Source organism: Nonomuraea pusilla, assembly GCF_900109355.1.
Lineage (GTDB): Bacteria > Actinomycetota > Actinomycetes > Streptosporangiales > Streptosporangiaceae > Nonomuraea > Nonomuraea pusilla.
In genome coordinates, this window is the sequence record NZ_FOBF01000003.1 from 223,448 (window position 1) to 249,391 (window position 25,944).

The 25,944-nt window shown below is 74.1% G+C and carries 20 protein-coding genes; 12 read left to right on the forward strand and 8 right to left on the reverse strand.

The window, feature by feature from the left end; all coding sequences use genetic code 11:
- Positions 1-8 precede the first annotated feature (8 nt).
- Positions 9-1,577, reverse strand: a complete 1,569-nt coding sequence (locus BMX74_RS07020; protein WP_055505762.1) for a carboxyl transferase domain-containing protein — start codon at positions 1,575-1,577, stop codon at positions 9-11.
- Between the two features lie 61 nt (positions 1,578-1,638).
- On the opposite strand from BMX74_RS07020, the gene BMX74_RS07025 reads away from it, so the two are divergent.
- The 6 genes from BMX74_RS07025 to BMX74_RS07050 all read left to right on the forward strand — a co-directional run bounded on the left by BMX74_RS07025 (position 1,639) and on the right by BMX74_RS07050 (position 7,713).
- A complete protein-coding gene (locus BMX74_RS07025; protein WP_055505763.1) occupies positions 1,639-2,253 on the forward strand; it encodes an SACE_7040 family transcriptional regulator in 615 nt (204 codons plus the stop codon).
- A gap of 50 nt (positions 2,254-2,303) precedes the next feature.
- Positions 2,304-2,915, forward strand: coding sequence for a DUF4291 domain-containing protein (locus tag BMX74_RS07030; protein WP_055505764.1), 612 nt, complete (start codon positions 2,304-2,306; stop codon positions 2,913-2,915).
- An 84-nt stretch (positions 2,916-2,999) separates the two neighbouring features.
- Positions 3,000-3,545, forward strand: a complete 546-nt coding sequence (locus tag BMX74_RS07035) for a PadR family transcriptional regulator (protein ID WP_091099112.1) — start codon at positions 3,000-3,002, stop codon at positions 3,543-3,545.
- Complete coding sequence (locus BMX74_RS07040; protein WP_091099115.1) at positions 3,545-4,522, forward strand: ATP-binding cassette domain-containing protein; 978 nt, start codon at positions 3,545-3,547, stop codon at positions 4,520-4,522. Before BMX74_RS07035 ends, BMX74_RS07040 begins: the two co-directional genes overlap by 1 nt.
- A 2-nt stretch (positions 4,523-4,524) precedes the next feature.
- The gene (locus BMX74_RS07045; protein WP_055505767.1) at positions 4,525-5,382 is read left to right on the forward strand and encodes an ABC transporter permease; all 858 of its coding nucleotides are present in this window, start codon (positions 4,525-4,527) and stop codon (positions 5,380-5,382) included.
- 111 nt (positions 5,383-5,493) lie between these two features.
- Positions 5,494-7,713 (forward strand): thiamine pyrophosphate-dependent enzyme, encoded by a 2,220-nt coding sequence (locus tag BMX74_RS07050; RefSeq protein WP_055505768.1) that lies wholly within the window; start codon positions 5,494-5,496, stop codon positions 7,711-7,713.
- A gap of 48 nt (positions 7,714-7,761) precedes the next feature.
- Here the strand turns inward: BMX74_RS07050 and BMX74_RS07055 are convergent, their stop codons facing one another.
- Positions 7,762-9,408, reverse strand: a complete 1,647-nt coding sequence (locus BMX74_RS07055; protein WP_177227267.1) for a serine/threonine-protein kinase — start codon at positions 9,406-9,408, stop codon at positions 7,762-7,764.
- Between the two features lie 44 nt (positions 9,409-9,452).
- The gene (locus tag BMX74_RS07060) at positions 9,453-10,154 is read right to left on the reverse strand and encodes a M50 family metallopeptidase (RefSeq protein ID WP_091099121.1); all 702 of its coding nucleotides are present in this window, start codon (positions 10,152-10,154) and stop codon (positions 9,453-9,455) included.
- A 33-nt stretch (positions 10,155-10,187) separates the two neighbouring features.
- Between BMX74_RS07060 and BMX74_RS07065 the strand changes: the two genes are divergently transcribed.
- The 3 genes from BMX74_RS07065 to BMX74_RS07075 are packed head-to-tail and all read left to right on the forward strand — an operon-like array spanning position 10,188 to position 12,699.
- Positions 10,188-11,072, forward strand: a complete 885-nt coding sequence (locus tag BMX74_RS07065; protein ID WP_256256812.1) for an amidohydrolase family protein — start codon at positions 10,188-10,190, stop codon at positions 11,070-11,072.
- Positions 11,072-11,569, forward strand: coding sequence for a nuclear transport factor 2 family protein (locus BMX74_RS07070; RefSeq protein WP_055505772.1), 498 nt, complete (start codon positions 11,072-11,074; stop codon positions 11,567-11,569). Before BMX74_RS07065 ends, BMX74_RS07070 begins: the two co-directional genes overlap by 1 nt.
- Positions 11,570-11,580: 11 nt before the next feature.
- Positions 11,581-12,699 carry a magnesium and cobalt transport protein CorA gene (locus BMX74_RS07075; protein WP_091099122.1) on the forward strand — a complete coding sequence of 373 codons (1,119 nt, stop codon included), beginning with the start codon at positions 11,581-11,583 and terminating at the stop codon, positions 12,697-12,699.
- Here the strand turns inward: BMX74_RS07075 and BMX74_RS07080 are convergent.
- From BMX74_RS07080 to BMX74_RS07100, 5 genes are all read right to left on the reverse strand, one after another.
- On the reverse strand, positions 12,677-13,780 hold the full coding sequence (locus BMX74_RS07080; protein WP_143078577.1) for a DNA glycosylase AlkZ-like family protein: 1,104 nt from the start codon (positions 13,778-13,780) through the stop codon (positions 12,677-12,679). The genes BMX74_RS07075 and BMX74_RS07080 overlap by 23 nt on opposite strands.
- 163 nt (positions 13,781-13,943) lie before the next feature.
- The gene (locus tag BMX74_RS07085) at positions 13,944-16,016 is read right to left on the reverse strand and encodes a transglutaminase TgpA family protein (RefSeq protein ID WP_143078578.1); all 2,073 of its coding nucleotides are present in this window, start codon (positions 16,014-16,016) and stop codon (positions 13,944-13,946) included.
- Positions 16,013-17,089 carry a DUF58 domain-containing protein gene (locus BMX74_RS07090; RefSeq protein ID WP_055505776.1) on the reverse strand — a complete coding sequence of 359 codons (1,077 nt, stop codon included), beginning with the start codon at positions 17,087-17,089 and terminating at the stop codon, positions 16,013-16,015. The genes BMX74_RS07085 and BMX74_RS07090 overlap by 4 nt, the downstream gene beginning before the upstream one ends.
- Positions 17,089-18,114 (reverse strand): AAA family ATPase, encoded by a 1,026-nt coding sequence (locus tag BMX74_RS07095; protein ID WP_337959839.1) that lies wholly within the window; start codon positions 18,112-18,114, stop codon positions 17,089-17,091. Before BMX74_RS07095 ends, BMX74_RS07090 begins: the two co-directional genes overlap by 1 nt.
- A 14-nt stretch (positions 18,115-18,128) precedes the next feature.
- Positions 18,129-20,240, reverse strand: a complete 2,112-nt coding sequence (locus BMX74_RS07100; protein ID WP_091099128.1) for a fibronectin type III domain-containing protein — start codon at positions 20,238-20,240, stop codon at positions 18,129-18,131.
- Positions 20,241-20,403: 163 nt separating this feature from the next.
- Between BMX74_RS07100 and BMX74_RS07105 the strand changes: the two genes are divergently transcribed.
- The 3 genes from BMX74_RS07105 (at position 20,404) to BMX74_RS07120 (ending at position 25,916) form a co-directional block, all read left to right on the forward strand.
- Positions 20,404-21,603: a hypothetical protein gene (locus BMX74_RS07105; RefSeq protein ID WP_055505778.1), complete on the forward strand. Its 1,200-nt coding sequence runs from the start codon at positions 20,404-20,406 to the stop codon at positions 21,601-21,603.
- Complete coding sequence (locus BMX74_RS45435; RefSeq protein ID WP_256256813.1) at positions 21,600-22,823, forward strand: hypothetical protein; 1,224 nt, start codon at positions 21,600-21,602, stop codon at positions 22,821-22,823. The genes BMX74_RS07105 and BMX74_RS45435 overlap by 4 nt, the downstream gene beginning before the upstream one ends.
- 72 nt (positions 22,824-22,895) lie before the next feature.
- Entirely contained in the window at positions 22,896-25,916 is a 3,021-nt protein-coding gene (locus BMX74_RS07120; RefSeq protein WP_236714933.1) for a coiled-coil domain-containing protein, read from the forward strand.
- Positions 25,917-25,944 lie beyond the last annotated feature (28 nt).

Here is a 25,944-nt window from a genome sequence, read left to right on the forward strand (position 1 = left end):
TCACTCCGTCACATCCGGAAGACGCCGTAGCCGACAGGTTCGAGCGGGGCGTTGGCCGCCGCGGACAGCGCCAGCCCCAGGACGGTACGTGTGTCGAGCGGGTCGATCACACCGTCGTCCCACAGCCGGGCCGTGGAGTAGTATGGGTTGCCCTGGTGCTCGTACTGCGCCCGGATCGCATCGGGGTCGGCGTCGCCGACCGTCGTGAGCACGTTCGCGGCCTGCTCGCCGCCCATGACCGAGATGCGGGCGTTCGGCCACATCCACAGGAACCGCGGCGAGTAGGCCCGCCCGGCCATCGCGTAGTTGCCCGCGCCGAACGAGCCCCCGATGATCACCGTGAGCTTCGGCACCCTGGCGCACGACACCGCCGTGACCATCTTCGCCCCGTGCTTGGCGATGCCGCCCGCCTCGTACGCCTTGCCGACCATGAACCCGCTGATGTTCTGCAGGAACACGAGCGGCACCTGCCGCCGGTCGCACAGCTCGATGAAGTGGGCGCCCTTCATCGCCGACTCGCTGAACAGGATGCCGTTGTTGGCGACGATCCCCACCGGGTGGCCGTGGATGTGGGCGAAGCCGGTGACGAGCGTCGAGCCGTACTCGGCCTTGAACTCGAGGAAGCGCGAGCCGTCGACGATCCGCGCGATGACCTCGTGCACGTCGTACGGCTGCCGCGTGTCGGCGGGGACGATGCCGTACAGGTCGCGCGGGTCGTGCCTGGGCTCCTCCGCGGCGGCCCTCTCCCACGGCGGGGCCGCCTTCGGCGCCAGCGTGGAGACGATGTCGCGGACGATCGCGAGCGCGTGGGCGTCGTCCTCTGCCAGGTGGTCGGTCACGCCGCTCACCCGGGCGTGCAGGTCGCCGCCGCCCAGCTCCTCGGCCGTGACCTCCTCGCCGGTCGCGGCCTTCACCAGCGGCGGGCCGCCCAGGAAGATGGTGCCCTGGCCGCGCACGATGACCGCCTCGTCGCTCATCGCCGGGACGTACGCGCCGCCCGCCGTGCACGAGCCGAGCACGGCGGCGATCTGCGGGATGCCCCGGGCGGACATCGTGGCCTGGTTGTAGAAGATGCGGCCGAAGTGCTCGCGGTCGGGGAAGACCTCGTCCTGCCTGGGCAGGAACGCGCCGCCCGAGTCGACGAGGTAGACGCACGGCAGGTGGTTGTGCAGGGCCACCTCCTGCGCGCGCAGGTGCTTCTTGACCGTCATCGGGTAGTACGTGCCGCCCTTGACCGTGGCGTCGTTGGCCACGATCACGCATTCGCGCCCCGCGACCCTGCCGACCCCGGTGATGATCCCGGCGGCGGGCGCCTGGTCGTCGTACATGCCGTGGGCGGCGAGCGGCGACAGCTCCAGGAAGCGGGAGCCTGGGTCGAGCAGGCCGTCGACGCGGTCGCGCGGCAGCAGCTTGCCGCGCTCGACGTGGCGCCGCCGCGCCCGCTCGGAGCCGCCGCGCGCGGCGACGGCGAGGCGTTCGAGCAGTTCGGCGGCGAGCCGCTCGTTGATCTCGGCGTTGCGCTTGTACGCCTCGGCGCCGGGATCGGCGGCCGAGGTGAGTACCGGCCAGTCGCTCATGACTCCCCTCTCATGTCCGAAATGTTAGTCATCATTAACGTAACCGTCTAGTATGTGAGATGTGACGACCGTCCCGACTCCCGTTCCCCGCACCCGCGGCAACCGGCGCGCCGAGATCCTGCGCGAGGCCGCGCGGCTGTTCGCCGCGCGCGGCTTCCACGGCGTCTCCATCGAGGACATCGGCGGCGCCGTCGGCGTCTCGGGGCCCGCCCTCTACCGGCACTTCAGCGGCAAGGACGCACTGCTGTCGGAGATGCTGCTCGACGTCAGCTCGCGCCTGCGGGAGTCGGCCGCCGCGGCGGTGACGTACGCGGGCGGCCCGGAGGAGACGCTCGACGCGCTGCTCGGCGTGCAGATCACGTTCGCCATCGAGGAGCCCGCGCTCATCACCGTGCACGACAGGGAGCTCGGCAACGTGCCCGAGCGCGAGCGCCGCCAGATCAGGCGGCTGCAGCGGCTCTACGTCGAGGAGTGGGTGACGGTGCTGGCGGAGCTGCACCCGTCCTGCCCGGCCGCCCGCCTGCGCGCCGCCACGCATGCGGTCTTCGGCCTGCTCAACTCCACCCCGCACAGCGCGGGCGAGCTGCCGCCGCAGGCCATGCGCCCCCTCCTGCACGCCATGGCGCGCACCGCCCTGGACGCCGCCGTCGCGGCCCCCGAGGTTAACGCCGACTAACTGGATAAACCCGTTGCCCGGCGAGAGCGGCGTTCGTCATGCTCGATGGAGTGAACGTCCCCTATCGGCAGATCCGCGCCGTTTTCACCGACGACACCATCACCGTCTACCAGGCGTACGACCCGGCTGTCGCGGGCCCCGCCGTCGCCGCGCAGCGCTTCGTCCCGCCCTTCAAGCGCGAGCGCATGACCTGGATCAAGCCGTCCTTCCTCTGGATGATGTACCGCTGCGGCTGGGCGGAGAAGCCGGGGCAGACCAGGGTCCTGGCCGTCGAGATCACCCGTGAGGGCTTCGCGTGGGCGCTGCGGCACTCCTGCCTCAGCCACCCGGCCGACGGCGAGGACGCCGCCGGCTGGAGGAGGCGCCTGCGCGAGAGCCCGGTGCGCGTCCAGTGGGACCCGGAGCGCGATCCGCACCACCACCCCCTGCCGTACCGGTCGATCCAGGTGGGGCTGTCCGGCGAGGCCGTGCGCCGCTACGCCGACGAGTGGACCGTCGGGATCAGCGACGTCACCGGCCGCGTCCGCGAGATCCGCGGGCTGCTCGCCGCCGGCCGCGACGTCAGCGCCCTCCTGCCTCGCGAACGCCCCTACCCCCTCCCCCTGGACGCGGCCATGACCACCAGGGCGAGCATCGCGCCCGCGGACGCCACGCACCCCTGACCCCCTGAAAAGTCAGGCGAAGTGGGTTGCTTGTGCCAATTATCTAGATATATCGTCAAGATATCTTGATAGTTGGAGGTCACGATGAACGACCCGCGTTTCTGGGACGTCCCCTCTCCCCCTCCGCCCCCGTTCCCCCCGCCGGTGCTTCCAGGGCCCCCGCCCATGCCGGCGCCCTGGGAGGCGGGCCCGAAGGTGCGGCGCGGCGACGTGCGGGCGGCGCTGCTCGCCCTGCTGGCCGAGGGCCCGAGGAACGGCTACCAGATGATCCTCGACATCGAGGAGCGCAGCCGCCGCGTGTGGCGCCCCAGCCCCGGCTCCGTCTACCCCGCCCTCCAGCAGCTGGAGGACGAGGGCCTGGTCGTCGGCGACGAGTCGGGAAGCAGCCGCACGTACCGGCTGACCGAACGGGGACGCGAGCACGTCGCCGAGCGCCCCGACGAGGCCCCGTGGGACGAGGTGGCGAGGAGCGTCCCCGAGGACCGCCACGAGCTGCGCCTGCTGTGGGGCCAGCTGTCGGAGGCGTTCGTCCACCTGACGAGGACGGCCAACGACCGCCAGGTCGCCGAGGCCAAGCAGCTGCTGAAGCGGACCCGCAGGTCCGTCTTCCAGATCCTGGCGGAGGACTGATGACGGCCGGACCTGCGATCGTCGTACGCGACCTGCGCAAGAGCTACGGCAAGGTCGAGGCCGTCAAGGGCGTCGGCTTCGAGGTGGCGCCGGGCGAGGTGTTCGGCTTCCTCGGGCCCAACGGCGCCGGCAAGACCACCACCATCAGCATGCTCTGCACCCTGGTCAACCCCACGGGCGGCACGGCCGAGGTGGCCGGCCACGACGTGGTCAGGGAGCGCGACGAGGTGCGCAGGAACATCGGCCTCGTCTTCCAGGACCCGACGCTCGACGGCTACCTCAGCGCCGAGCAGAACCTGCGCTTCCACGCCGAGCTGTACGGGGTCCCCAAGAGCGTGATGGGCGACCGCATCCGGCAGGTGATGGAGATGGTGGCCCTGTGGGACCGCAAGGACGCCAAGGTGATGACGTTCTCCGGCGGCATGAAGCGGCGCCTGGAGATCGCCCGCGGCCTGCTCCACTCCCCCCGGGTGCTGTTCCTGGACGAGCCCACCGTGGGCCTCGACCCGCAGACCCGCGCGGCCATCTGGGGCTACATCAACGAGCTGCGCCGCCTGGAGGACATCACCATCTTCATGACCACCCACTACATGGACGAGGCCGAGTACTGCGACCGCATCGCGATCATCGACCACGGCGAGATCGTGGTGGTCGACTCGCCGGAGGCGCTCAAGGCCGGCGTCGGCGAGGACCGCGTGCAGATCCACACCGCCGACGACGCCAGGGCGATCGCGGCGCTGCGCGACAGGTTCGGGCTGGAGGCGGCGGTGCGCGACGGCGCGGTGACGTTCTCGGTGGCCTCGGGCGAGGAGTTCGTGCCGCGCCTGTTCGCCGAGCTGGGCATGCCGATCAGGGCGGTCAGCGTGGCACGCCCGTCGCTCGACGACGTGTTCATGTCCTACACCGGCTCCACGATCCGCGACGCCGAGGCCGGCGGCGCCGGCAACGCGTGGATGAGAGCGATGGCGAGGCGATAGTCATGGCGACGACGGAGGCGATCAGGATCGCGGTGCCGGCCAGGGGCGCCGGGCACGACCTGCGCGCGGTCAAGATAGTGCTCCACAGGGAGATGCTGCGGTTCGTCAACGACCGCACCCGCATGCTGTCGATGCTGGTGCAGCCGGTGCTGTGGCTGTTCGTCATGGGCACGGGGCTGGGCTCGCTGGTGCGCGGCGCCATCCCCGGCATCGACTACCGCACCTTCATGTACCCCGGCATGATCTCCATGACGGTGATCATGACGGGCATGTTCTCGGCCGGCTCGATCGTGTGGGACCGCGAGTTCGGGTTCCTGCGGGAGATGCTGGTCGCGCCGGTCTCGCGCGGGGCGATCGTGGTGGGCAAGTGCCTCGGCGGGGCCGTGGTCGCCACCGGCCAGGGCGTCGTCATCCTCGCGATGGCCGGGCTGGTCGGGGTGCCGTACTCGCCGGGGCTGATGCTGTCGCTGCTGGCCGAGATGTTCCTCGCGGCCTTCACCGTCACGGCGTTCGGCGTCATGCTGGCCGCGCGGATGAAGAACATGCAGACCTTCTTCGGCCTGATGCAGATGGCCATCATGCCGATGATGTTCCTGTCGGGGGCGATGTTCCCGCTGGCCAACCTGCCGTCCTGGCTGCACGTCCTCACCGTGGTCAACCCCATGACGTACGCGGTGGACCCGATGCGGCAGGCCGTCTTCTCCCACATCGACGTGCCCGCGCAGGTGAACGCCGTGCTGAACCCCGGCGTGCGGTGGGGCGGCTTCCAGGTGCCCGTGGCGCTGGAGCTGGGCGTGGTGGCGGCGCTCGGGCTGGCTCTGCTCGCGGTCGGCGTGGCGGAGTTCAAGCGCGCCGAGTGACCCCCCTCCTCCCGGCTGCGGCGGGCCCCGCCCCGGGCCCGCCGCACACCCGCGCGACATCTCGGCGGCGTCCGGCAGACGCGGAGGGTGAAGGACAGACATAATCAAGGTGTGGCGCGCGACACTGTTGAGACTCATTTCCTCGAAGCGGTTGCGGCACTGAAGGCGGGCCCGGCACGCGATCCGGCCCTCCCCGTGCGCGACGGCACCACGATGACCGGGCGCCAGTGCCTGACGCTCTTCCAACGCCAGCTCGACAGCCGCCTGCTCGACATCGCCGCCCGGTGGCTGCGCGAGCAGGACGAAGGCTTCTACACGATCGGCTCGGCCGGCCACGAGGGCAACGCCGCCGTGGCCGCCGCGCTGCGTCCCGGCGATCCCGCGCTGCTGCACTACCGGTCGGGCGCGTTCTACCTCACGAGGTCCGAGCAGGCCGGGCGGCTGCCCGAGCAGGGCATCCGCGACGTGCTCAAGGGCCTCGCCGCCGCCTCCGACGAGCCGATCGCGGGGGGCAGGCACAAGGTGTTCGGCCACCCCGAGCTGGCCGTCATCCCGCAGACCTCCACGATCGCCAGCCACCTGCCGAGGGCCGTCGGCGTGGCGTTCGCCATCGAGCGGGCCCGCGCGCTGGGGGTCAGGTCCGCCTGGCCCGACGACGCCATCGCCGTGTGCAGCTTCGGCGACGCCTCCGCCAACCACGCGAGCGCGCTGTCCGGCTTCAACACCGCCTCCTACGCCACCTACCAGGGGCAGCCGCTGCCGCTGCTGTTCGTGTGCGAGGACAACGGCATCGGCATCAGCGTCCGCACCCCCAAGGGGTGGGTGGAGGCCGCGGCCAGGCGGCCCGGCATCGAGTACTTCTCGGCCGACGGCTGCGACCTCGTCGCCGCGTACGACGCCGCGGTGCGCGCGGCCGAGCACGTGCGCACCCACCGGGCGCCCGCGTTCCTGCACCTGGCCACCGTGCGGCTCATGGGCCACGCCGGGTCCGACGTCGAGGTGGCCTACCGCACCCAGCGCGAGATCCGCGCCGACCTGGAGCGCGACCCGCTCGTGCGCGGGGCGACGCTGCTCGTCGAGGCCGGGCTCGTCACGCCCGACGAGCTGCTCAAGACGTACGAGTCGACCCGCGAGCACATCCTGCGCACGGCGCTGGAGACCACCCGCAGCCCGCGCCTGGCGTCGGCCGCCGAGATCATGCAGCCCATCGCGCCGCGCGACCCCGAGCTGGTCGCCAGGATCAGCCCCACGGCGGGCGAGCCCGCGGCCAGGGAGAAGACGTTCGCCGGCAAGCTGCCCGAGACCGAGAAGGCGATGACGCTCGCCGAGTCGATCAACCGCACGCTCGCCGACGCGCTGCTCGTCTACCCCGAGATGATGGTGTTCGGCGAGGACGTCGCCAAGAAGGGCGGCGTCTACGGCGTCACGCGGGGCCTGCAGAAGCGGTTCGGCCTCGCCCGGGTCTTCGACACGCTGCTCGACGAGCAGGCGATCCTCGGGCTCGCGCTGGGCGCGGGGGTGTCCGACCTGCTGCCGGTGCCGGAGATCCAGTACCTCGCCTACCTCCACAACGCGCTCGACCAGATCCGGGGCGAGGCGGCCTCGCTGTCGTTCTTCTCGCGCGGCGCGTACCGCAACGGGATGGTCGTCCGGGTCGCCGGGTACGCGTACCAGAAGGGGTTCGGGGGCCACTTCCACAACGACAACTCGGTCACGGCGCTGCGCGACATCCCTGGGCTGGTCATCGCCTCGCCCGCGCGGCCCGACGACGCCGCGGCCATGCTGCGCACCTGCCTCGCGGCGGCCCGCGCCGAGGGCTCGGTCTGCGTCTACATGGAGCCGATCGCGCTGTACCACACCAGAGACCTGTTCGAGGACGGCGACGGCGGGTGGCTCGCGCCGTACGCGCCGCCGACGCGCTGGCGCGAGACGCACGTGCCGATCGGCCGGGCGCGCTCGTACGGCGACGGGCGCGACCTGACGATCGTGACGTTCGGCAACGGGGTGCGCATGAGCCTGCGGGCCGCCGTCAGGCTCACCCAGGAGGGCTACAGCTGCCGGGTGCTCGACCTTCGCTGGCTGGCGCCGCTGCCGGTCGACGACCTGCTGCAGGCGGCCGAGCTGACCGGCAAGGTGCTGATCGCCGACGAGACCCGCCACACCGGCGGCGTGTCGGAGGGCATCGTGGCCGAGCTGCTCGACGCCGGGTTCACCGGGCAGATCGCGCGGGTGACGTCGTCCGACAGCTTCATCCCGCTGGGCAGGGCGGCCGACCATGTCCTGTTGTCGGAGGAGGAGATCGAGCAGGCGGCGCGCAAGCTCCTCGGCTGAGCCGCAGCCGTTCGCCGCGTCGCGGTTCGCGCCCCTGGCGGCCGCCCGCTACCCGGCGGTCGCCCCTCTGACGCAGGCCGGTTTCGACCAGGCGACGGTGGACTTCTCCGCGATGTTCAGCGGCACGCCCACCACGAAGCAGTAGCCGGTGCCCGCGTCCAGCCCGGCGACCTTGGCCGTCGTGGCGCCCTGGCCGAGCGCGGTCAGCGGGCCGCCGTCCGCCGCCGGGGAGCGCTGGAGCACCACCGGGTAGCGGCGGGCGGCGGCGGGGAGCGTCCACTGCAGCTCCACCAGCGAGCCGCGGTCGGCGGTCACCCTGAGCCTGCGCGGGGTCATGGCGATGATCTGCCGTCTGGTCACGGGCGGGGCGGTCTCACCGGTCCGGCCGGGGCCGGGGGTCTGGCGGGCGGCCTGCGGCTGCTGCGACGTCCGCGGCTGTCCGGCCTCGGGCCCGTCGGCGCGCTGGAGCGCCAGGTGCACGGCCACGGCCGCGCCGGCGACGGCGACCGCGACCGCGCCGGCGACACCGCCGACCAACAGGCCGCGCGTCCGCCCGCGTCCGCCCGGCCCTGTCCGCCGCGCTCCCTCGCCGGGCGCCGTCTCCCCTGAGACGGCCCGCTCCCCCGGCCCGGACGTCCCCTCCAGGAGGGGCAGGCGGGCCCCGGTCACGTACGGACCTGCGGGCGGCGCGGGAACGGCGCGCGCCGGGGAGCCGGTCGGCCCGGGGACCGAGGGCGGCGCGGGAACGGCGGGCGCCCGGGAGCCGGACGGCCCGGCGGCGGAGAGCGGGGGCGGCGCGATGGGGTGGGGGCGGGGCGGCGGCGCGGGCGCGGGGGGCGGGTCCTGGCCCACCAGGTCCGTCACCGGCAGGCCCAGCTCGGCCTGCGCCTCGCGCAGCCGCAGCGCCAGCTCCCGGGCGGAGGCGTGGCGCGACTCCGGCTGCTTGGCCATCGCCCGCAGGACGATCGCGAGCACGGCGGGCGGCAGGTCGGGCCGCGTGACGGGCGGCGGTTCGAGGCTGAGGACGCGGTACATCAGCGGCGCGATCGACGGGTCTGCCGGGTTGTGGAAGGCGGGCTGCCCGGCGAGCAGGTGGTAGAGGGTCGAGCCCAGCGAGTAGACGTCGGTGGACGCCGAGTGCGGGTGGCCCGTCAGCACCTCGGGGGCGGCGTGCAGCGGGGTGAACGCCTGCGACGTGGCCGACACCTCGGAGGAGTCGACGACCCTGGCCACGCCGAAGTCGGCGATGGCGGGCTCGCCGTACCGGGAGATGAGGATGTTCTGCGGCTTGATGTCGCCGTGCAGGACGCCGGCCTCGTGGACGGCCGCGAGCGCGCCGGCCAGCTTGACGCCCGTCCGCAGCACCTCCGGCACCGGCAGCGGCCCCTCCTTGCGCACCCTGTCGCGCAGCGAGCCGTTGTCGAAGAAGTCCATCGCGATGTACGGCTTGCCGGAGCGGGTGGCGCCGGTGTCGAAGACGGTGACGACGTTGGGGTGCCCCGTGAGGCGTCCGGTGAGCTGGAGCTCGCGCTGGAACCTGCGCAGGGTGCGCTGGTCGACGCGGTCCACCGACAGGACCTTCAGTGCCACGACCCGGTCGAGGCGTTCCTGGTAGGCGCGGTAGACGACGGCGAAGCCCCCCTGGCCCGCCTGATCGAGCACCCGGTAGCCGGGCACCTCCTCGACTGGCAGCACGGATCTCCCCCCTGTTACCGGGGTGAGTTTAGTGTGAAATTTCGTTATGGGAGGGGGTTCATGAGGTAGGCGCCGAAGGCGATGGAGAGCACCGAGACCAGGAGGAAGAAGAAGACGTAGAAGCCGCCGGGGAGAACCGTCAGCCGGGCGAGCTGGTCGGCGTCGGAGTCGCGGGCCTGCCGCCTGCGCCGCTTGTGCTGCAGCTCCAGGATCGGGCGCACGCCGCCGAACAGCAGGAACCAGACCGCCACCAGCGCCGCCGCCTGCTGCACGTGCGAGGGCGCGTACATCGACAGGGCGAAGACCGCGCCGCCGGTGGCGAGGAGGATGAGGGCGCCGTACAGGTTGCGGATGAGCAGGAGCATGCACACGAGGAAGAGCAGCACCGTCCAGATGAGCAGCGTGACGCGGCCCTGCTCGGTGAGCCAGGCGGCGGCCAGCCCCAGTAAGGACGGCGCGAGGTAGCCCGCCATCGCGGTCAGGACCATGCCGGGGCCGTGCGGCCTGCCCCTGGTGACGGTCACGCCCGAGGTGTCGGAGTGCAGCCGGATGCCTTCGAGCTTGCGCCGGGTGAGCAGCGCCATGAGGGCGTGGCCGCCCTCGTGGGCGATCGTGATCAGCCCCCTGGAGAGCTGCCAGGGCAGGCGGAAGCCGACGATCGCGAGCGCGACGAGAGCCGAGACCAGCACGACCCAGGGGTCGGGGTCGGGCTGAACCTCGATCAGGTGGGCCCAGAGCTTGTCCATCGAGGAAAAACCTATAGGGGTAGAGTCACCGGCGTGGTCACAGAACAAGATTCTGACGCGGGGGTGCGGGACTGGTGGCGGTCGCTGGGACTGCCGGGCCTGATCGACCTGCACGTCCACTTCCTGCCCGAGCGGATGGAGCGCCGGGTCTGGCACCACTTCGACCACGGCGGCCCGCTCGTGGGCGGCGGGTGGCCGATCACGTACCGGGGGACGGCCGAGGAGCGGGTGGCGCGGCTGCGGGAGCTGGGCGTGACCTCCTTCCCCGCCCTCGCGTACGCGCACAAGCCGGACATGGCCCGCGATCTCAACGCCTGGACCCTGGACTTCGCCCGCCGCACGCCCGGCTGCCTGCCGTCGGCGACCTTCTACCCCGAGCCCGGCGTCACGGCGTACGTGGAGGACGCGCTCGCCGCCGGGGCGCGCATCTTCAAGGTGCACCTCCAGGTCGGCGCCTTCGACCCCCGCCTGCCCGAGCTGGACGGCGTGTGGGGGCTGCTGGCCGATTCGGGGGCGCCGGTCGTGGTGCACGCCAGCTCGGTGCCGGTGCCCGGCGGGTTCGTCGGGGCGGAGCCGATCGCCGCCGTGCTGCGCCGGCACCCGCGCCTGCGCGTGGTGATCGCGCACCTCGGCATGCCGGAGTACGACCCGTTCTTCGAGCTGGCCTTCCGGTACGAGCGGGTCGCACTGGACACGACCATGGCGTTCACGGACTTCTCGGAGGAGCGCATGCCGTTTCCCGCCCGACTACGCCCGGCTTTGCGTGATTTGGGAATCGCTGGGAAGGTAGTGCTCGGCAGTGATTTTCCTACCATCCCGTACCCTTATGCCCATCAGCTCGCCGCGCTCGCCAGGCTCGACCTGGGTGACGGGTGGTTGCGGGCTGTGTGCTGGCACAACGGCGCGGCAATGATCTGATGAGCAAGGTGAACGATCGGCACGTTGCGCTGATTAGCGCATTCTTCGAGGCTCTGCGCCGCGCTGACGTGGCGGCGATGGAGCGCTGCTACCACCCCGACGTCAGCTTCGGCGACCCCGTCTTCCAGGAGGTCGAGGGGCGCGAGAAGGTGATGGCGATGTGGCGGCTGAAGCTCGGCGTCCGCAGCGGCCTGCAGGCCGACTACCGCGACGTGCGGGCCGACGACCACACCGGCACCGCCCGCTGGACGGCCCGCTACACCTTCTCCACCACGGGACGCCAGGTCGTCAGCGAGGTCGACGCCCTCTTCAGGTTCGAGGACGACGTGATCGTCCGCCACCACGAGGAGTTCGACTTCAGACGCTGGTCCAAGATGGCGCTCGGCCGGCCGCACGGGCTGCTGTTCGGCTGGACGCCGATGTGGCGCAAGACCATCAGGGACCGCGCGGCGCAGCAGCTGGCCGAGTTCCGCGCGGCGCTGCCGTCCCAGGGCTGAGGAGGGACGGCATGGCCAGGGTGAAGGGGTTCAGGCGCGGACGTGACACCCGCGCGGAGGCGCCCGAGCACTCGATGGACCCCCGGGCCACCGAGGAAGCCCCTTACCGGCCGACCGTCATCGACAACGCGATCTACCAGGACGGCCAGCGCGTCGACAACCCCGGCTCGCTGGCCGACGCCTTCGAACGGCTCAAGCAGATGCCGGGCAGCATGGCCTGGATCGGCCTGTACCGGCCGAAGGAATGGGAGCTGGTCAAGCTCGCCGAGGAGTTCGAGCTGCACGAGCTGGCGCTGGAGGACGCCATCGTCGGCTCGCAGCGCCCCAAGGCCGACCGGTACGGCGACACGCTGTTCGTCGTGCTGCGCGCCGCCCGCTACCTCGACGAGGCCGAGGAGGTCGCCTTCGGCGAGGTGCACGTCTTCGTCGGGCCCGACTTCGTCATCACCGTGCGCCACGCGGAGGCGCCCGACCTGTCGGCCGTGCGCAAGCGCATGGAGTCGGACCCCGAGCTGCTCAGGCAGGGCCCGCAGGCCGTGCTCTACGCGATACTCGACGCCGTGGTCGACGGCTACGCGCCGGTCGTCGCCGGGCTGCAGAAGGACATCGAGGAGATCGAGGTCGAGGTCTTCGGCGGCGACCCCTCGGTGTCGCGGCGCGTCTACGAGCTGTCGGGCGAGGTCATCGAGTTCCAGCGGGCCACGGCGCCGCTCGTCCCGATGATCAACGGGTTCATCGCCGGCTCGGCCAAGTACGGCGTGAACGAGGAGCTGCAGAGCTACCTGCGCGACGTGGCCGACCACGCGATCACCGTGACCGAGCGCATCTCCGCCTTCCGCCAGATGCTCCAGGACATCCTGCTCGTCAACTCGACCCTGGTGACGCAGGCGCAGAACGCCGAGATGGCCCGCATGACGGAGGCCAGCATCCGCCAGGGCGAGGAGGTCAAGAAGATCTCCGCCTGGGCGGCCATCCTGTTCGCCCCCACCCTGGTCGGCACCATCTACGGCATGAACTTCGACCACATGCCCGAGACGCACTGGGCGTTCGGCTACCCGTTCGCGATCGTGCTGATGGCCGTCGTCTGCCTCGTGCTCTACATGGTGTTCAAGCGCCGCGACTGGCTCTGACCGGCCGCGCCGCCAGGAACCGGCGCACGTCCGCGACCTCCGCGTCGAGCCCCTGGGGCGGCTCCTGCCCGCCGAACATCCGCACCTCCGCCCGCTCGCCCCTGCGCGTCCACACGCCCAGGACGACGCCGTCGACCAGCACGACGGGCCTGATGATCCCGCCGCCCGGGTGCACCTCGGCGGCGTGCGCGGCGGGCACGACGCCCTCACGGCCGCGCCAGCCGAGCAGGTACTCGTCGAACGCGGGCAGCAGGCGCGCCCCCGGCTCGTCCGGCTCGGGCGGCGGCGGCTCGGCGGCGAGCCGCCAGGCGGCGCGGGCCTCGCCCAGCGGCAGGCCCGACCAGGCGGCCAGGTCCTCGGGGGCGGCCGGGTGGTGGGCGCGCCGGTAGCGCACGGCCAGCTCCTTGAGCGCGCGCTCCCTGTCGGGCTCGGCGACGACCGGCCCGCCCAGCCAGTCGGCGGCGTGGACGTACGTGGGCTTGCCGGCCCTGGGCGGGCCCAGGACGGCCAGGCCGTGGCGGGCGGCCAGCGCGACCAGGTGGACGACGCCCTGCCCGCGCGCCCTGCCCTTGAGCCGCTCCTCCAGCTCGGCCTTGGTGAGCGGCCCCTCGCCCTCCAGGACGCCCGTGATCAGCGGCAGCAGGTCGTCGCCCGTGACGCCCTCCTCGCGCAGGCGGCGCAGCGTGCCCGCGAGCCCACCGGCCGCGCCTTTCGGGCCTGCCGCTCCTGCCGTACCTGGCGTGTCTGCCGCACCTGCCGCACCTGCCGTGCCTGCGGTGCCTGCGGTGCCTTTCGGGCCTGCCGCGCATTTCGTGGCGCCGCCCGTGGTGACCGCGTGCAGCCAGGGCAGGTCGTCGCGGTGCACCAGGTGCAGGGTGCCGCGCGGGCCCCAGGTGCGGACGATCTCGCGCGACTCCTGGGCGGCGGCGACGTCCGCGGCGGTCAGGCCGGGCGAGCGGGCGCGGAAGGCCAGGGCGGCGGCGGTGAGGTCCTGGGCCTGGACGGCGGCCAGGTGCCGCACCACCTCGCCCACGGTCCGTCCGGCCGGACGGTGCAGCAGCTGGGCCCTGACGCTTCTCATCCCGCGATCCTCCCAGCTCCCCACCGGCCCCGCACCCTCGCACGGTCCCCCAGCTCCCCGCCGCCCCCGCAGCCTCGCACCGTCCCCCACCTCCCCGCCGCCCCGCACCCTCGGACCTCCAGCGGCTCTCCTCCGGATCATCGCCGGCGGTGGTCGCCGGGGGTCATCTCAGGAGGAGGCGGCGGCGGAGGCGGGCGGGGAGCGGGGTGGAGGCGCGGACGGCGCGGCGGACGGCGTCACTGTGCCGCCACGCCTGGCCGGCGGCCTCCTCGGTGCCACCGTCCGGGGCATACCGCACGTAGTTCGAAATTTCGGCCAATGGCTGTAGGTGCGTGGAAATGTCGCCCGGATGGCGGGCGACGACCTCGGCCGCGGTCAGCGCGTGCCCGTCCCTCAGCCCGAGGTCGTCGCAGGCCTGCAGCCACGCGCCCAGCACCCGCGCGCCCGGCGACGCCGCCGCGCGCCTGGACCTCCTGCGCCACCACGGCAGCGCCAGCGCGGCGGCCGCGTACCCGGCGAGCAGCAGCCCGGCCGCCGCGCCGCCGAGCAGCCACGGCGACGGCCCCTCCGCGGCCTCCTCGCCGCCCACCGGCCGGTCCCGCGGCCGCTCCTGGTCGCCGCCGGTGCCGCCCTTGGCGAACTCGCCCTCCAGCCGCTCGCTCTCCTCGATGGCCGACGACACCACCTCGTGGTCGTCCTTGGCGCCGCTGCGTCCCGGCGTCGGGTAGAACGGCCGCCAGCCCAGGCCCTCGAACCTGATCTCCGCCCACGCCATCACGTGACCCGAGCGGACGTGGTAGACCCCGCCCGACGGCTCCCCCGGACGGAACCCGACGACCACCCGTGACGGCAGCCCGAGCGTCCTTGCCATGAGCGCGAACGCCGAGGCGAACTGCTCCGAGGTGCCCCGGCGCGTGGTCCGCAGGAAGAACTCCAGGCTCTTCAGCGAGTGCCCGGGAGGCGCGGTGACGTCGTACCGGGCGCTCGTGCGCAGGTGGTTCTGCAGCCGGTACGCCTGCCTGATCGGCGCGTCCGCGCCCCTGGCCGCCTCCTGGGCGAGCCTGCGGAACAGCTCCTCCTGCGGGCCCGGCGGGAAGGCCGTCAGCGCCGGGTCGCCGCCCGCCGGCCTGGCCGCCAGCAGTTCCTCCTTGGACGGCTCCGGCACCCGCGACGTGACCTCGTACCGCGCCCCCCTGCCGGGCGCGGCGGCGGCGAGCAGCGCCCCGCTGTCGGGGTCGGCGGTCAGGCCCGCGACGCCCTCGACCAGGGCGGGCCGCTCGGCGGCGGGCAGCCAGGCACCGGGCAGCCCCTCGACGGTGACGGTCTGGCGCACCTCGCGCGCCCGGCCCGTCCACTCGTCCGCCGGGACCCGGCCGCCGGTGGGCTGGAAGCGGGCGCCGGACGTCCAGCGGACCCCGTCGTAGCGGTCGAGCACGGCCAGCCGCCAGTTGAGCGGCCGGTCCGCCCTGACGGTGAACAGCTCCCTGCCGGGGATCTGCAGCCAGGCCGAGACCCGGTCGAGCGGGCTGACGCTGTCCACGCGCGCCGGGGGCGGCAGGTCGGCGTCCTGCCGCGGGTCGTACGGGCGGGCGGCGACGGGCAGCAGCGGGCCGGCGACGAGGGCGAGCGCGGCCAGCGCGGCGGCGGCGGGCGTGCCCGCGAGCAGCCACACCGGTGACCGCCCGTCGCGCAGCAGCGCCAGCACGGCGGCCAGCACGAGCAGCGCGGCGGCCACGGGCAGGTTGGAGCCCTCGCCGTTCACGCCGAGCAGCAGGGCCAGGACGTACACGGCGAGGGCGGGCAGCACGGCGGCCAGCCTGGTGCGGGTGCGGGCCAGCGTCTCCGCGCCGGTCAGGGCGGCGGCCCAGACGAGCGTGTGGACGAGGATCAGCAGCCGTGGCTCGGGCTGGGCGGGCAGGAGCGTCGTGAGCAGCGCCTGCCAGGCGTCGACCAGGTCGGCGGGCGCCCCCGGGGCGAGGCCGCCGTAGAGCGGCAGCGTCCCGGCGCACCACAGCGCCACGTCGAGCGCCAGCGCCAGCCACAGCGGCCCGCGCCGGGCGAGCACCGCCACGGCGGCCGGGGCCACCGCCGCCGGGACGATCACGGGGAGCAGGGCGCCGCCGGGGAAGACCCGGTGGAAGCCCCATCCCGCGGCGCCCGCGAGCGCCGCCGCCACCGCCGCCTCGGCCACCCGCCGCCACCACGGCCCCCCTTCCGGAGGCCGGCGGGCGGTCACGGGGTCCTCCAGGCGAGGGGCAGGTCGTCCAGGGCGCTGATCGGCAGGACGGTCACGCCGGGCACGCTCGCCCGCGCCCCGCCCACGAGGACGCAGATCACCCGGTCGAAGCGGCGGCGCACGCCGGCGGCCCGGCCGGCCGCGTCCGGGTCGCCGGTGACGAGCACCAGCGAGCCGCCGCCCCGCGCGGCGCGCAGCGCCTCCGCGACCCCGGCCGTCCCCGGCCCGACGAGCGCGAGCCGGTCGAGCACGGCCTCCGGGCCGGGTCCGCCGTCGGGCAGCGGGCCCTCGCCGGTGAGCAGCCGCACGGGGAACCCGGCCCGCGCGGCCGCCACGGCGACGGACGCGGCGGCGTCGACGGCGACCTCGGTCGGCGCGCGGGTGTCGAGGACGACCGTGGTGACGGGCAGGCTCGCGTCCACGAGCCGCCTGACCATGAGCGTGCCGGTGCGGGCGCTGGAGCGCCAGTGGACGTGCCGCAGGTCGTCGCCGACGACGTACTCGCGCAGGGTGTGGAAGGTGGTGGTGCCCGCGGGCGCGCTGTCGCCGGCCGGTCCCTCCAGGTGGTGCGCCCTGCCGGAGGGCGGCACCGGCAGCGGGACCGTGCGGGGGCGCACCAGCAGGGTGGCCGGCCGCCCGTACTCCCTGACCCTGCGGGCGAGGCCGAACGGGTCGGCGCGCACGAGCAGGAGCGGCCCCACCGGGATCTCGCCGCGCGCGCCCGTGGGCAGCGGGTACGACACCACGCGGGTGCCGCCCCTCGGCAGCCTCGGCAGGTCCACCAGGTGCCGCGCCTCGCCGATGCGGTCCTCGGCGCGCAGCCCGGACAGGCCGCGGCCGAGGTTGCGCACGGTCAGGACGGCCACCGCGGCGTCGCCGCGCGGCACCTTCAACGGGGTGACCTCCCTGCCGACCTCCAGCTTCGGCGCGGGGGCCGTCCAGGCGAGCGCGGCGGCCAGCGCGAGCAGCCCGCCGGTGGCCAGCACGACCGGTTCCGGGTAGCCGAGCAGGAAGCCGGCGGCGTACAACGCGGCGGAGGCGGCGAGCGTGCCCCAGCCCAGCGGGGTCAGCACTACGCCGCCTGGGGAACGGGCGTCCCGGCGAGGATCTCGCCGAGCACGGCGGCGGCGGTGACGTCGCGCAGCTCGGCCTCGGGCGTGAGGATCAGCCGGTGCGCGATCACGGGCACGGCCAGCGCCTTGACGTCCTCGGGCACCACGTAGTGCCGTCCGGCGGCGGCCGCCTTCACCCTGGCGGCGCGCAGCAGCGCGAGGCTGCCCCGGGGGCTCGCGCCGAGCCGCAGGTGGGGGCTGGTGCGGGTGGCGCCGCACAGGGCCACGATGTAGTCGTAGACGGGGTCGGCGACGTGCACGCGCGTGGCGAAGTCGATCATCCCTGCCACGTCCGAGGCGCGCGCCACGGCCTGGAGCCGGTCGAGCTGGAGGCCCGTGGGCACGCCCTTGAGCACCTCCACCTCGGCGGCGTGGCCGGGGTAGCCGACCGAGATCTTCATGAGGAACCGGTCGAGCTGCGCCTCGGGCAGCGGGTACGTGCCGTCCATGTCCACCGGGTTCTGCGTGGCGACGACGAGGAAGGGCCGCGGCACCGGGTGCGGCTCGGCGTCGACGGTGACCCTGCGCTCCTCCATGACCTCCAGCAGGGCGGACTGCGTCTTGGGCGAGGCGCGGTTGATCTCGTCGGCCAGCACGATGTTGGCGAAGACCGGGCCCTCGTGGAACTCGAACTTCTGGTGCGCCTGGTTGAAGATCGACACGCCGGTGATGTCGCTGGGCAGCAGGTCGGGGGTGAACTGGACGCGCCGCCACTCGGCGTCCACGGCGGCGGCGATCGAGCGGGCCAGCGTGGTCTTGCCGGTGCCGGGGACGTCCTCGACCAGGAGGTGCCCCTCGGCGAACAGGCAGATCAGCGCCAGCTCGACGGCCTCCCGCTTGCCCCTGATGACCTGCTCGATGGTCGCCGCCAGCATCTGGAACCGCTGGGCGAACTGCCCGGCGAGCTGCTGCGGCCCCTGCTGCTGGTACGCCGGCGGCGGCTGGGCGGGCTGCGCGGACTGGTCCTGGTAGTGGTACTGCGTCACCGTGAGTCCCCTTCTCAGTCGGTGCACTCGTAGAGCGGGCCCTCCGGGAAACCCCCGTCCGGAGTGGCGACCAGCGTGTCGTTCAGGTAGCCGTTGCCGTACCTGGTCTCGACCCGGTTCCAGATGTCGCTGCTCCTGCCGCTCGAGGAGTCGGTGTACGACGGGCCCTTGACCTGGCAGACCACCGTGAGCGTGATGTACTCGCCCTTCGGGATCGTCCCGGCCTGGCCGCTCGCCGACGGTCCCGGGCGGATCAGCGTGTTGGTGTCGTTGTTGCTGGCGTTCTGGTACTGGCGGCGCGGGTAGGCGAGGTCCACCTCGGCCGTGACGGCGTCCGAGCTCTCCCCCGCCGCGTTCCTCGCCTTGAGCGTGAACGCGTGCCTGACGTTGTTCTTGAGCCCGTCCACGGTGAACGACGTGCCCTTGACGCCGTCGTTCGTGGCGGCGCCCGACAGCACGTACGTGGTGCCGTCGCCGGCGTTCTCCGGCGCGTCCCAGCGCAGCGTCGCGCCCCGGTTCTTCGGCGTGGCGGTGAAGTTCGCGGGGGCGCCGGGCGCGACGCACGGCTTGGCGCCCGCGCTCGGCTCCGACTCGACCTCACCGCCCCGCCAGTGCGCGACCACGACGAAGGTGTACTCGGCGGAGCAGTCGCCGCCGCCGAACTCGAACTGGAAGGGCCCGTCGGGGCCCACCGAGGCGGGCCGCGCGGCGCCGGGCCCGCCGGTCGCCCTCAGCGTGTACCGCCGCACCTCTCCCCCGGTGGACGGGCTGAAGCCGACCGTCACCTTGCCGGGGCCCGAGCGCGCGGTGACCGCGCCGGGCGGCGACGGCGCGCCGGGGGCGGGCGAGCCGGTGGGGGACGGGGTGGGCGTCCGCTTCCCGCCGGGCTCGCGCGCGGGCGGACGGCTCTCACCGGTGTCGGTGGGCGCCGGGTCGGCGGTGCGCGCGGGGTCGGGCTCGGGGCCGGTCGTGGCGGGGTCGGGACGGGGGGTCCGGCGCGGGCCCGGCGTGTTCGTCGGGCCGGGGACGTCGGAGTCGTCCTTGTCCACGTCGTGCCTGCGTCCCTCGGGGTCGATCACGACGGCGTTGTCGCCGTTCTCGTCGTTCGCCCAGAGCAGGCCGTCCTTGACGAACACGTCCACCGGCCCCGGCCCCTCGGCCACCTGGAGGGTGGTGGGGCGGCCGCCCGCGGCGCTGTCCCAGACGACCAGCGAGCCCCTGCGCCGGTCGGGGACGTACACGGTGGAGCCGAGCACCTGCGGCACGCCGAGCCCTGACGGGTCGGGCACCTCGACCTTCGTGCTGAGCACGGAGTTCGAGGAGGTGTCGATCACGACGAGCAGGCCCGAGCGGCCCGGGGTCAGCACCGGCACCAGCGGGCCCTCGGTCGAGGCGGGGGTGAGCGCGCCGCCCTTCGCGGCCGCGGCGACGCCCTTGGGCAGCGCGATCTCGCCGACGCCGCCGTCGCCGCCGATGGTCACGGCGGTGGCTGCCCTGGTGTTGACCACCACCGGCAGCCCGCCGGCGATCGTCACCGACAGTTCCTCGCCCGGCTCGCCCACCTTCACGGGGCTCTGGGCGACGCCCTGCGTGACCGGCACCACCTGGCCTCTCGCGGTCACCGGGACCCACAGCCGTCCGCCGCCGTCGATGCGGGCGGCGCCGAGCGGGCCTGGCAGGGTGAGGGGCGCGCCGAGCGTGCCGAGCGTGACGGGGTCGATGCGCTGCACCCGGCCCGCCGCCGGGTCCACCGCGTACGCGGCCGGGCCCGAGACCACCAGTTGCAGCCCTGCCGCGCCGAGGTCGCGCGTCTGCGTGACGCTGAGCTGGCTCGGCTCGACCCGGCTCACGAAGCCGGTGCGGTCGTCCACGAGCAGCACGTTCGAGCCGTCCTGCACGACCCTGAGCCGCCTGCCCGCCTTGTCGTCGAGGTAGCCGTCCACCTCGCCCGACAGGCCGTTGACGTGCACGATGCGGCCCCTGGCCGCGGTCCACAGCCAGGCGCCGACGTCGGCCAGCTTGGGGTTGGCGCTGGAGACGCCCACGCCGAACCAGGCCGCCCCTGCGACCAGGATCGTCGCCGCCACCCCGGCGATCGCGGCCGTCGCCCGATCGCCTCGGAGCACACGGAAACGCAACCGTCACTCACCCCGTACGTACGATGACACAGTGTTTGCCCCGTTATTACCGGGCATCACACTAGCGGTCAGGAACCCCATGCGCGCCGGTACCGGCAGGTAGCCGTGTGGAGTGCCGAGAGTGTCGGTGGATGGCCTTACCTTAGAGCGCGTGCCCGAACAGCCCCTGACCCTCGACGCCGCCCTCTCGGAGGAGGCGGTGCTCTCCACCTACCGCAGGATGTTCGCCGCGCTGGCCCGCGACAGCGGCGCGGTGGTCGACGACCCCGTCCTGGTCGACATCGCCGAGACGCTGTTCTCCGCGTTCGCCGAGGCGGGCGAGGAGTGGCTCACGCACGAGCAGATGCGCTTCGCCTGCCGCGCCTACCCGGCCGACCAGTTCGACAACCGCCTGCGGGTGCTCAAGGGGCTCGGCGCGGTCCGCGAGGTGTTCCCCAAGCCCAACCAGCTCCGCTACCGCGCCTCGTTCACCAGCGTGGTCGGGCTGATGTTCATCAGGCGCATGATGGACGACGGCGGCCAGTCCGAGATGCACCGCCTGCTCGCGCTCGAAGACCTCAACGTCGCCGACCCGCGCACCACCATGGAGGAGGCCAGGCAGAGCGCCGTCAACCTGGCCCGCGCGTTCCGGCTCTGGGCGCTCGAACTCGTCACGCTCACCACCGGCACCATCGAGGAGCTGCGCGAGCAGGCGCCCAAGCTGTGGGGCACCGAGGAGATCGCGCGCCGCGCCCAGGGCCTGCACGGCACGATCCTCACCCGCTGGCCCGAGCTCGACCGGGTCTGCACCGACCTGCGGGCCGCCATCTACGCCTACAGCGACGCCTCCCGCCGCGCCGCCGGTCGCCTGGCCGACTCCGCCGGCACCACCCGCAACCTCACGCTGCTGCCCACCGAGACCTGGCGGACGTTCTCCCAGACCGCCACGAAGGAGCGTCTCGCGGCGGTGCTCGACGGGTTCCTGTTCGACGCCCCGGCGCCCTGGCACGACCCGGCCGCCGTCGCCCGCGCCGTCGACGAGGCGCCGCGTCCCGCCCCGGTCCAGCCCACTCCCCCGCGCTCCACGCTCCCCGACCCCGGGCCAGAGGGCTCGCTCGACACCTCGCAGAGCGCCGCGACCGAACGCCTGGCGCAGGTGGCCGAGTCGCTGCTCGGCGAGGCGTCCAGGGTGGCGCTGGCCGATGTCATCGGCTCCGACTGGCCGTCCGCGCGGCGCCTGCTGGCCGACCTCACCACGGTCGACCTGCGGCCCGAGCTGCCCTACCGCCTGGTCTGGTCCGACGAGCTGAGCGTCGATCCCGGCCGCGAGCCGGCCTGGCTGTCCCACGGCCATCTGGAGCGCACCGCATGAAGCCGTCCGCGCTCGCGCACGCCCGCGCCCGCTCCTGCGGCCCGCTGCCGCTCGGCCCCGGCGCGCCCGCCCCGGCCGGCATGACCAGGCTGACCCGCGCCGACTCCACCGGGCAGGCGCTGCCGGCGTGGCCCGACGGGGCGACGCCGTCGCTGCTGGAGGAGTACCAGGTGCCGCCCGTGGCCGTGGAGCGGTCCGGCGAGACCAGGCGCGTGCTGGCCACCGTGCTGAAGTGCTGCTGGACCGACCTGTCGGTCGATCCGTGGCCCGGCGTCCCCGCGCCCGTCGAGCTGGTGCTCGACACCTACCGCGCGCTGATCGGGCGCACCGACGACCTGATGCGCAACTGGGCCGTCGGCGCGCTGCGCCGCCTGCACGACTCCGCCTGGGTGGCGGTCCACGACGGGCTGGTGTCGCTCGGCCCGCGCTGCGCGCTGTGGCCCGTCGAGTCGCACGCCCAGCTCCAGGAGCTCGTCCGCCGCATCCCCGAGCCCGACAGGGCCGAGCTCACCGTGGTGGCCGACGCCGACATCGTCGCCGCCGCCGAGCCCGCGCCGGGCGGCGGCATGCGCGCCGAGACCGGGGCGGCCGAGTTCGACGACCTGCTCGGCGGCTACGACGAGCGGCGGCGGGCCGAGCTGGTGGCCGCGTACATGGCGGTGGAGCACGCGGCCGAGCCGGTGCAGGAGGCCCGCTTCGCCGCCCTGCGCGACCCCGCGCTGCGCCACACGCTGGCCGAGATGCTGGCCAGGCGCGGGCGGGTGCTCGTCCAGCACCGCGAGCGCTGGACCTCCGGCTACGACGACGGGTGCGCCCCCGCGCTCGAACCTCACGGCCCCGCCGCCGAGGGCTGGGCGCTGGGGGTGAGCGAGCGGGCCGTACTGACGCTGGTGCTCGTCCACTCCGTGGCGATCCCCCGCGCCGAGGGCCTGCTGCCCGAGGACTCCTGGCTGTCGCCGCACCCCACCCCGGTGGAGGAGCTGCGCCGCCACACGCAGGTGCCCATCGGCGAGCTGGAGTCCGCCCTGCGGGTGCTGCGCCACGCGGGGCTGCTCACGCAGGTCAAGGCGGGCGAGGAGGCCGGCGGGTACGTGCCGGGTCCGCAGTTCCACCGGCTCACGCCGGCGGCGCGGCGGCGGCTGCAGGAGGAGCTCATCCTCGCGGCCGGCCCGCACACCCCGCTGGCCGCCGCCGTGCGGGCCAGGAGATCGGCCCCATGAGCGGGCCCATGAGCGACGTCAGTGTCAGTGTCCGAGCGGATGAAAGGGTTACGGGGGTTCCAGGTGTCGCAGATGGAGAACGTCGTCGGAGACCGGGTGCTGATCGCCGTGCAGGCGGTCAACATCTCGCGGCTGTCGACCCATCCGGTGCCCACCGTGCCCGGCACCCTGATCGTCGTCGCGGGCGCGGGCCCGAAGGACTCCAACGGCGCGGGTAAGTCGTCGTTCATCGCCTCGATCACGGCGCTGCTCGGCGACGAGCAGTGGCGGTTCGCGTCCGGCGCGAAGGCCGTGGCCGAGCTGCTGTTCAACGCCGAGCTGGCGAGCGGCGCGGGCGCCCGGCAGTGGGCGAGCGCCGACCACGGCTACATCGTCGGCGTGTTCGCGCCCCCAGGGCTCGACGACCCCCTCCTGCCCGCCGCCGAGGCCGACGCCGAGTCCGACGCCGCCCCCGAGGCCGGCGAGGGCGTCGCCGAGGAAGGGGGCGAGCTGTTCGACGTCCCCGACACCTCGCGCGGCGCGCTCACCGTCTGGCTCAGGGTGAACCAGGAGGCGCCGCACCTGGAGATCCGGTGGCGGCCCGGCGTGCACCTGGCGGCGGCGCCGTCCGAGGCCGAGCGGGTGGCGCGGGCCGACGAGACGTGGGCGTCGCTGCCGCGCTCCGCGGGCCGCCGCGACGTCGTGGCCCGCGACCTGACCAGGGTCCTCTACGGCGACAGGGTCAGGTGCGTGTCGTTCCTGTCCACGTCCGTGCGGAGCAAGGTCGCCACGAACCTGCTGTCGCAGCCGCTCAACGAGATCTCCCCCGAGCGGGTCTTCGAGGCCATCGCCGCCCTCACCGGCCTCGACGCCGAACTGGAGCAGGAGCGCGAGGCCCGCCGCGACGAGCACGCCAAGCGGGTGCGCGCCGCCGAGGCGGCCGACCGGCTGGCGGAGTTCGAGTCCGAGTCGAAGGCGCTGCTGGCCACGTTCGACCGGCGCGACGAGGCGCGGGTGCGGCTGGCCGAGGCGCTGCGCTGCTGGCGCGGCAGGCAGGCGCGCAAGCTCGCCGACGCCGCCGGCCGCGACGAGCTGCTCGCCGCCGAGCTGGAGCGGCACGGCGCGGCCGGCGAGGCGGCGGCCGAGGCGGTCACCGTCGTCAAGGCCGAGATCGCCACGCTGAAGGACGACACGCTCGACCGGCAGGTGGCGCAGGCCCGTAAGGAGCTGGCCGCGCTCCAGGCGCGGGCCGCCAGGCTCGACGCCGACCGGGCCGTGGCCGAGAACTCCGCCGACGAGTTGCGGGGCATGATCCCCGGGCTGGAGGAGGCCCGCAGGTTCTCCGACGGGCGCGACGTCCCCACCGCCGAGCGCGAGCTGCGGGAGGCGGGCCTGCGGCTCAACCAGGCGCTGAAGGCGCTCGGGGTGGCCGACCAGGAGGTGGCCTCGGCGCAGGCCGCCCTCGACGACGCCGAGGGCGGCCCCGCCGCCGCCCAGCTCGACGCCCTCGCCGCGGCGGGCGTCGGCGCCACCGGCCTGCTCGACGCGCTCGACGTGGCCGAGCAGGCCCGCGACGCCGCCGGCCTCGGCACGCTGCGCGGCTGGCCCCACGAGCACGCCGTGATCGTCGACGCCGGGCGGCTCGACGACGCCGCGCGGGCCCTCGCGGCGCTGCCGGGGTCGGTGCTGGTGAGCGCCGCCGGGGTGAGCGTGGTGGGGGCGTTCGACGGCGTCGCCACCGGGCGCGAGGCCCGCATCAAGGCCGCCGAGCAGCGGCTCAACCGGGCCCGCGACGTGCAGGAGTCCGCCGCGCAGGCCGTGCGCGACGAGGAGGAGGCCGTCGCGCAGGCGCAGCGGCGGCTGGAGGGCGCCAGGGCCGGCGTGCGGCTGGCCGAACTGGAGGAGAAGCTGGCCGGTCGCCGCGCCAGGCTGGCCGAGCTGAACGACGCCGTCGCCGAGGTCGCGCCCAAGGTCGCCGAAGCCGAACGGCAGGCCGCAGCGCTCGACTTCCGGGCCCGTACGCGTGACATGGAGATCGAGCGGCTGGAGGGGCGGCGGCAGCGGCATGAGGCCGAGCGGGCGCAGGCCCGCGAGCAGGAGGCCAAGGTCGCCGCCGAACGCGAGGCGCTCAAGCTCGACGCGCTCGCCGCCGACTGGGGCGGCACCGTCGAGACCGCACGCGAGTGGATGCGCGCCCTGCCCGAGGAGGAGCGTCCGCGCACCGCCGACGAGTGGTGGCGCCTCGGCGAGCGCCACCTCGACCAGGCGCTGCGCGACACCTTCCCCGAGGACGACGCCGAGATCCCCGAGGAGCTGCGGTTCCTGCTGACCGAGCGGGGCGGCAGCACCGCGCGCGAGCAGGCCACGTTCTCCGCGGTCTGCGGCTCCCTCGCCTCCTACCTGCGCGGGCAGGAGGAGTACGAACGCCACCAGCGGCGGCAGATCGAGGCGCAGGTCGTCTCCAGGCAGCGCGACCTCGCCGCCGCGGCCAGGGGCGCCGAGGAGGCCGCGCAGTCCACGGCGGTGCACCGGGCGGCGCTCACGGCGGCGATCAAGGCCAGGCTCACCCGGGTGGCCGAGGAGTTCGACCGGCTCGACACCTCCTACGGCGGCTACGGCGCCACGCTGGAGTTCCCCCTGCCGCCCGCGCCGGCCGACCCCGAACAGCGCTGGCAGTGGCGGGTCACGCCCAAGTGGCGGCGCGGCGAGGGGCAGGGGTTCGTGCCGTACAACCGGCGGGCCAACACCGCCCTCATGGACGAGAAGGCGGTCAAACTGGTGTGCGCCGCGGCCATCGCCTCGTCCGGCGGCGGGCACCTGTGCCTGGTGCTCGACGAGCTGGGCCGCAACCTCGGCAAGGAGCACCGCAGGGAGGCCGTCGCGCTGTTCAGGCGCATCGGCGAGACCTACGGCATCACCGTGATCGGCGCGCTGCAGGACGACATGGAGCCGTACGCGATCGACGCCTGCGGGCAGTACGTCAAGCTGCGGCGCTCGTCCGACGCGATGCCGTACAACGAGCCGCCCGTGATCGTGGGGCACGACCATCACGCCGAACGGGTGCGCGCCCTCGCGGCGTACGTCGACAGGAGCCCGGCGCCCGCCGCCCCCTGACGCGCGGCGCCCGTTCCGCCTGCCTGCT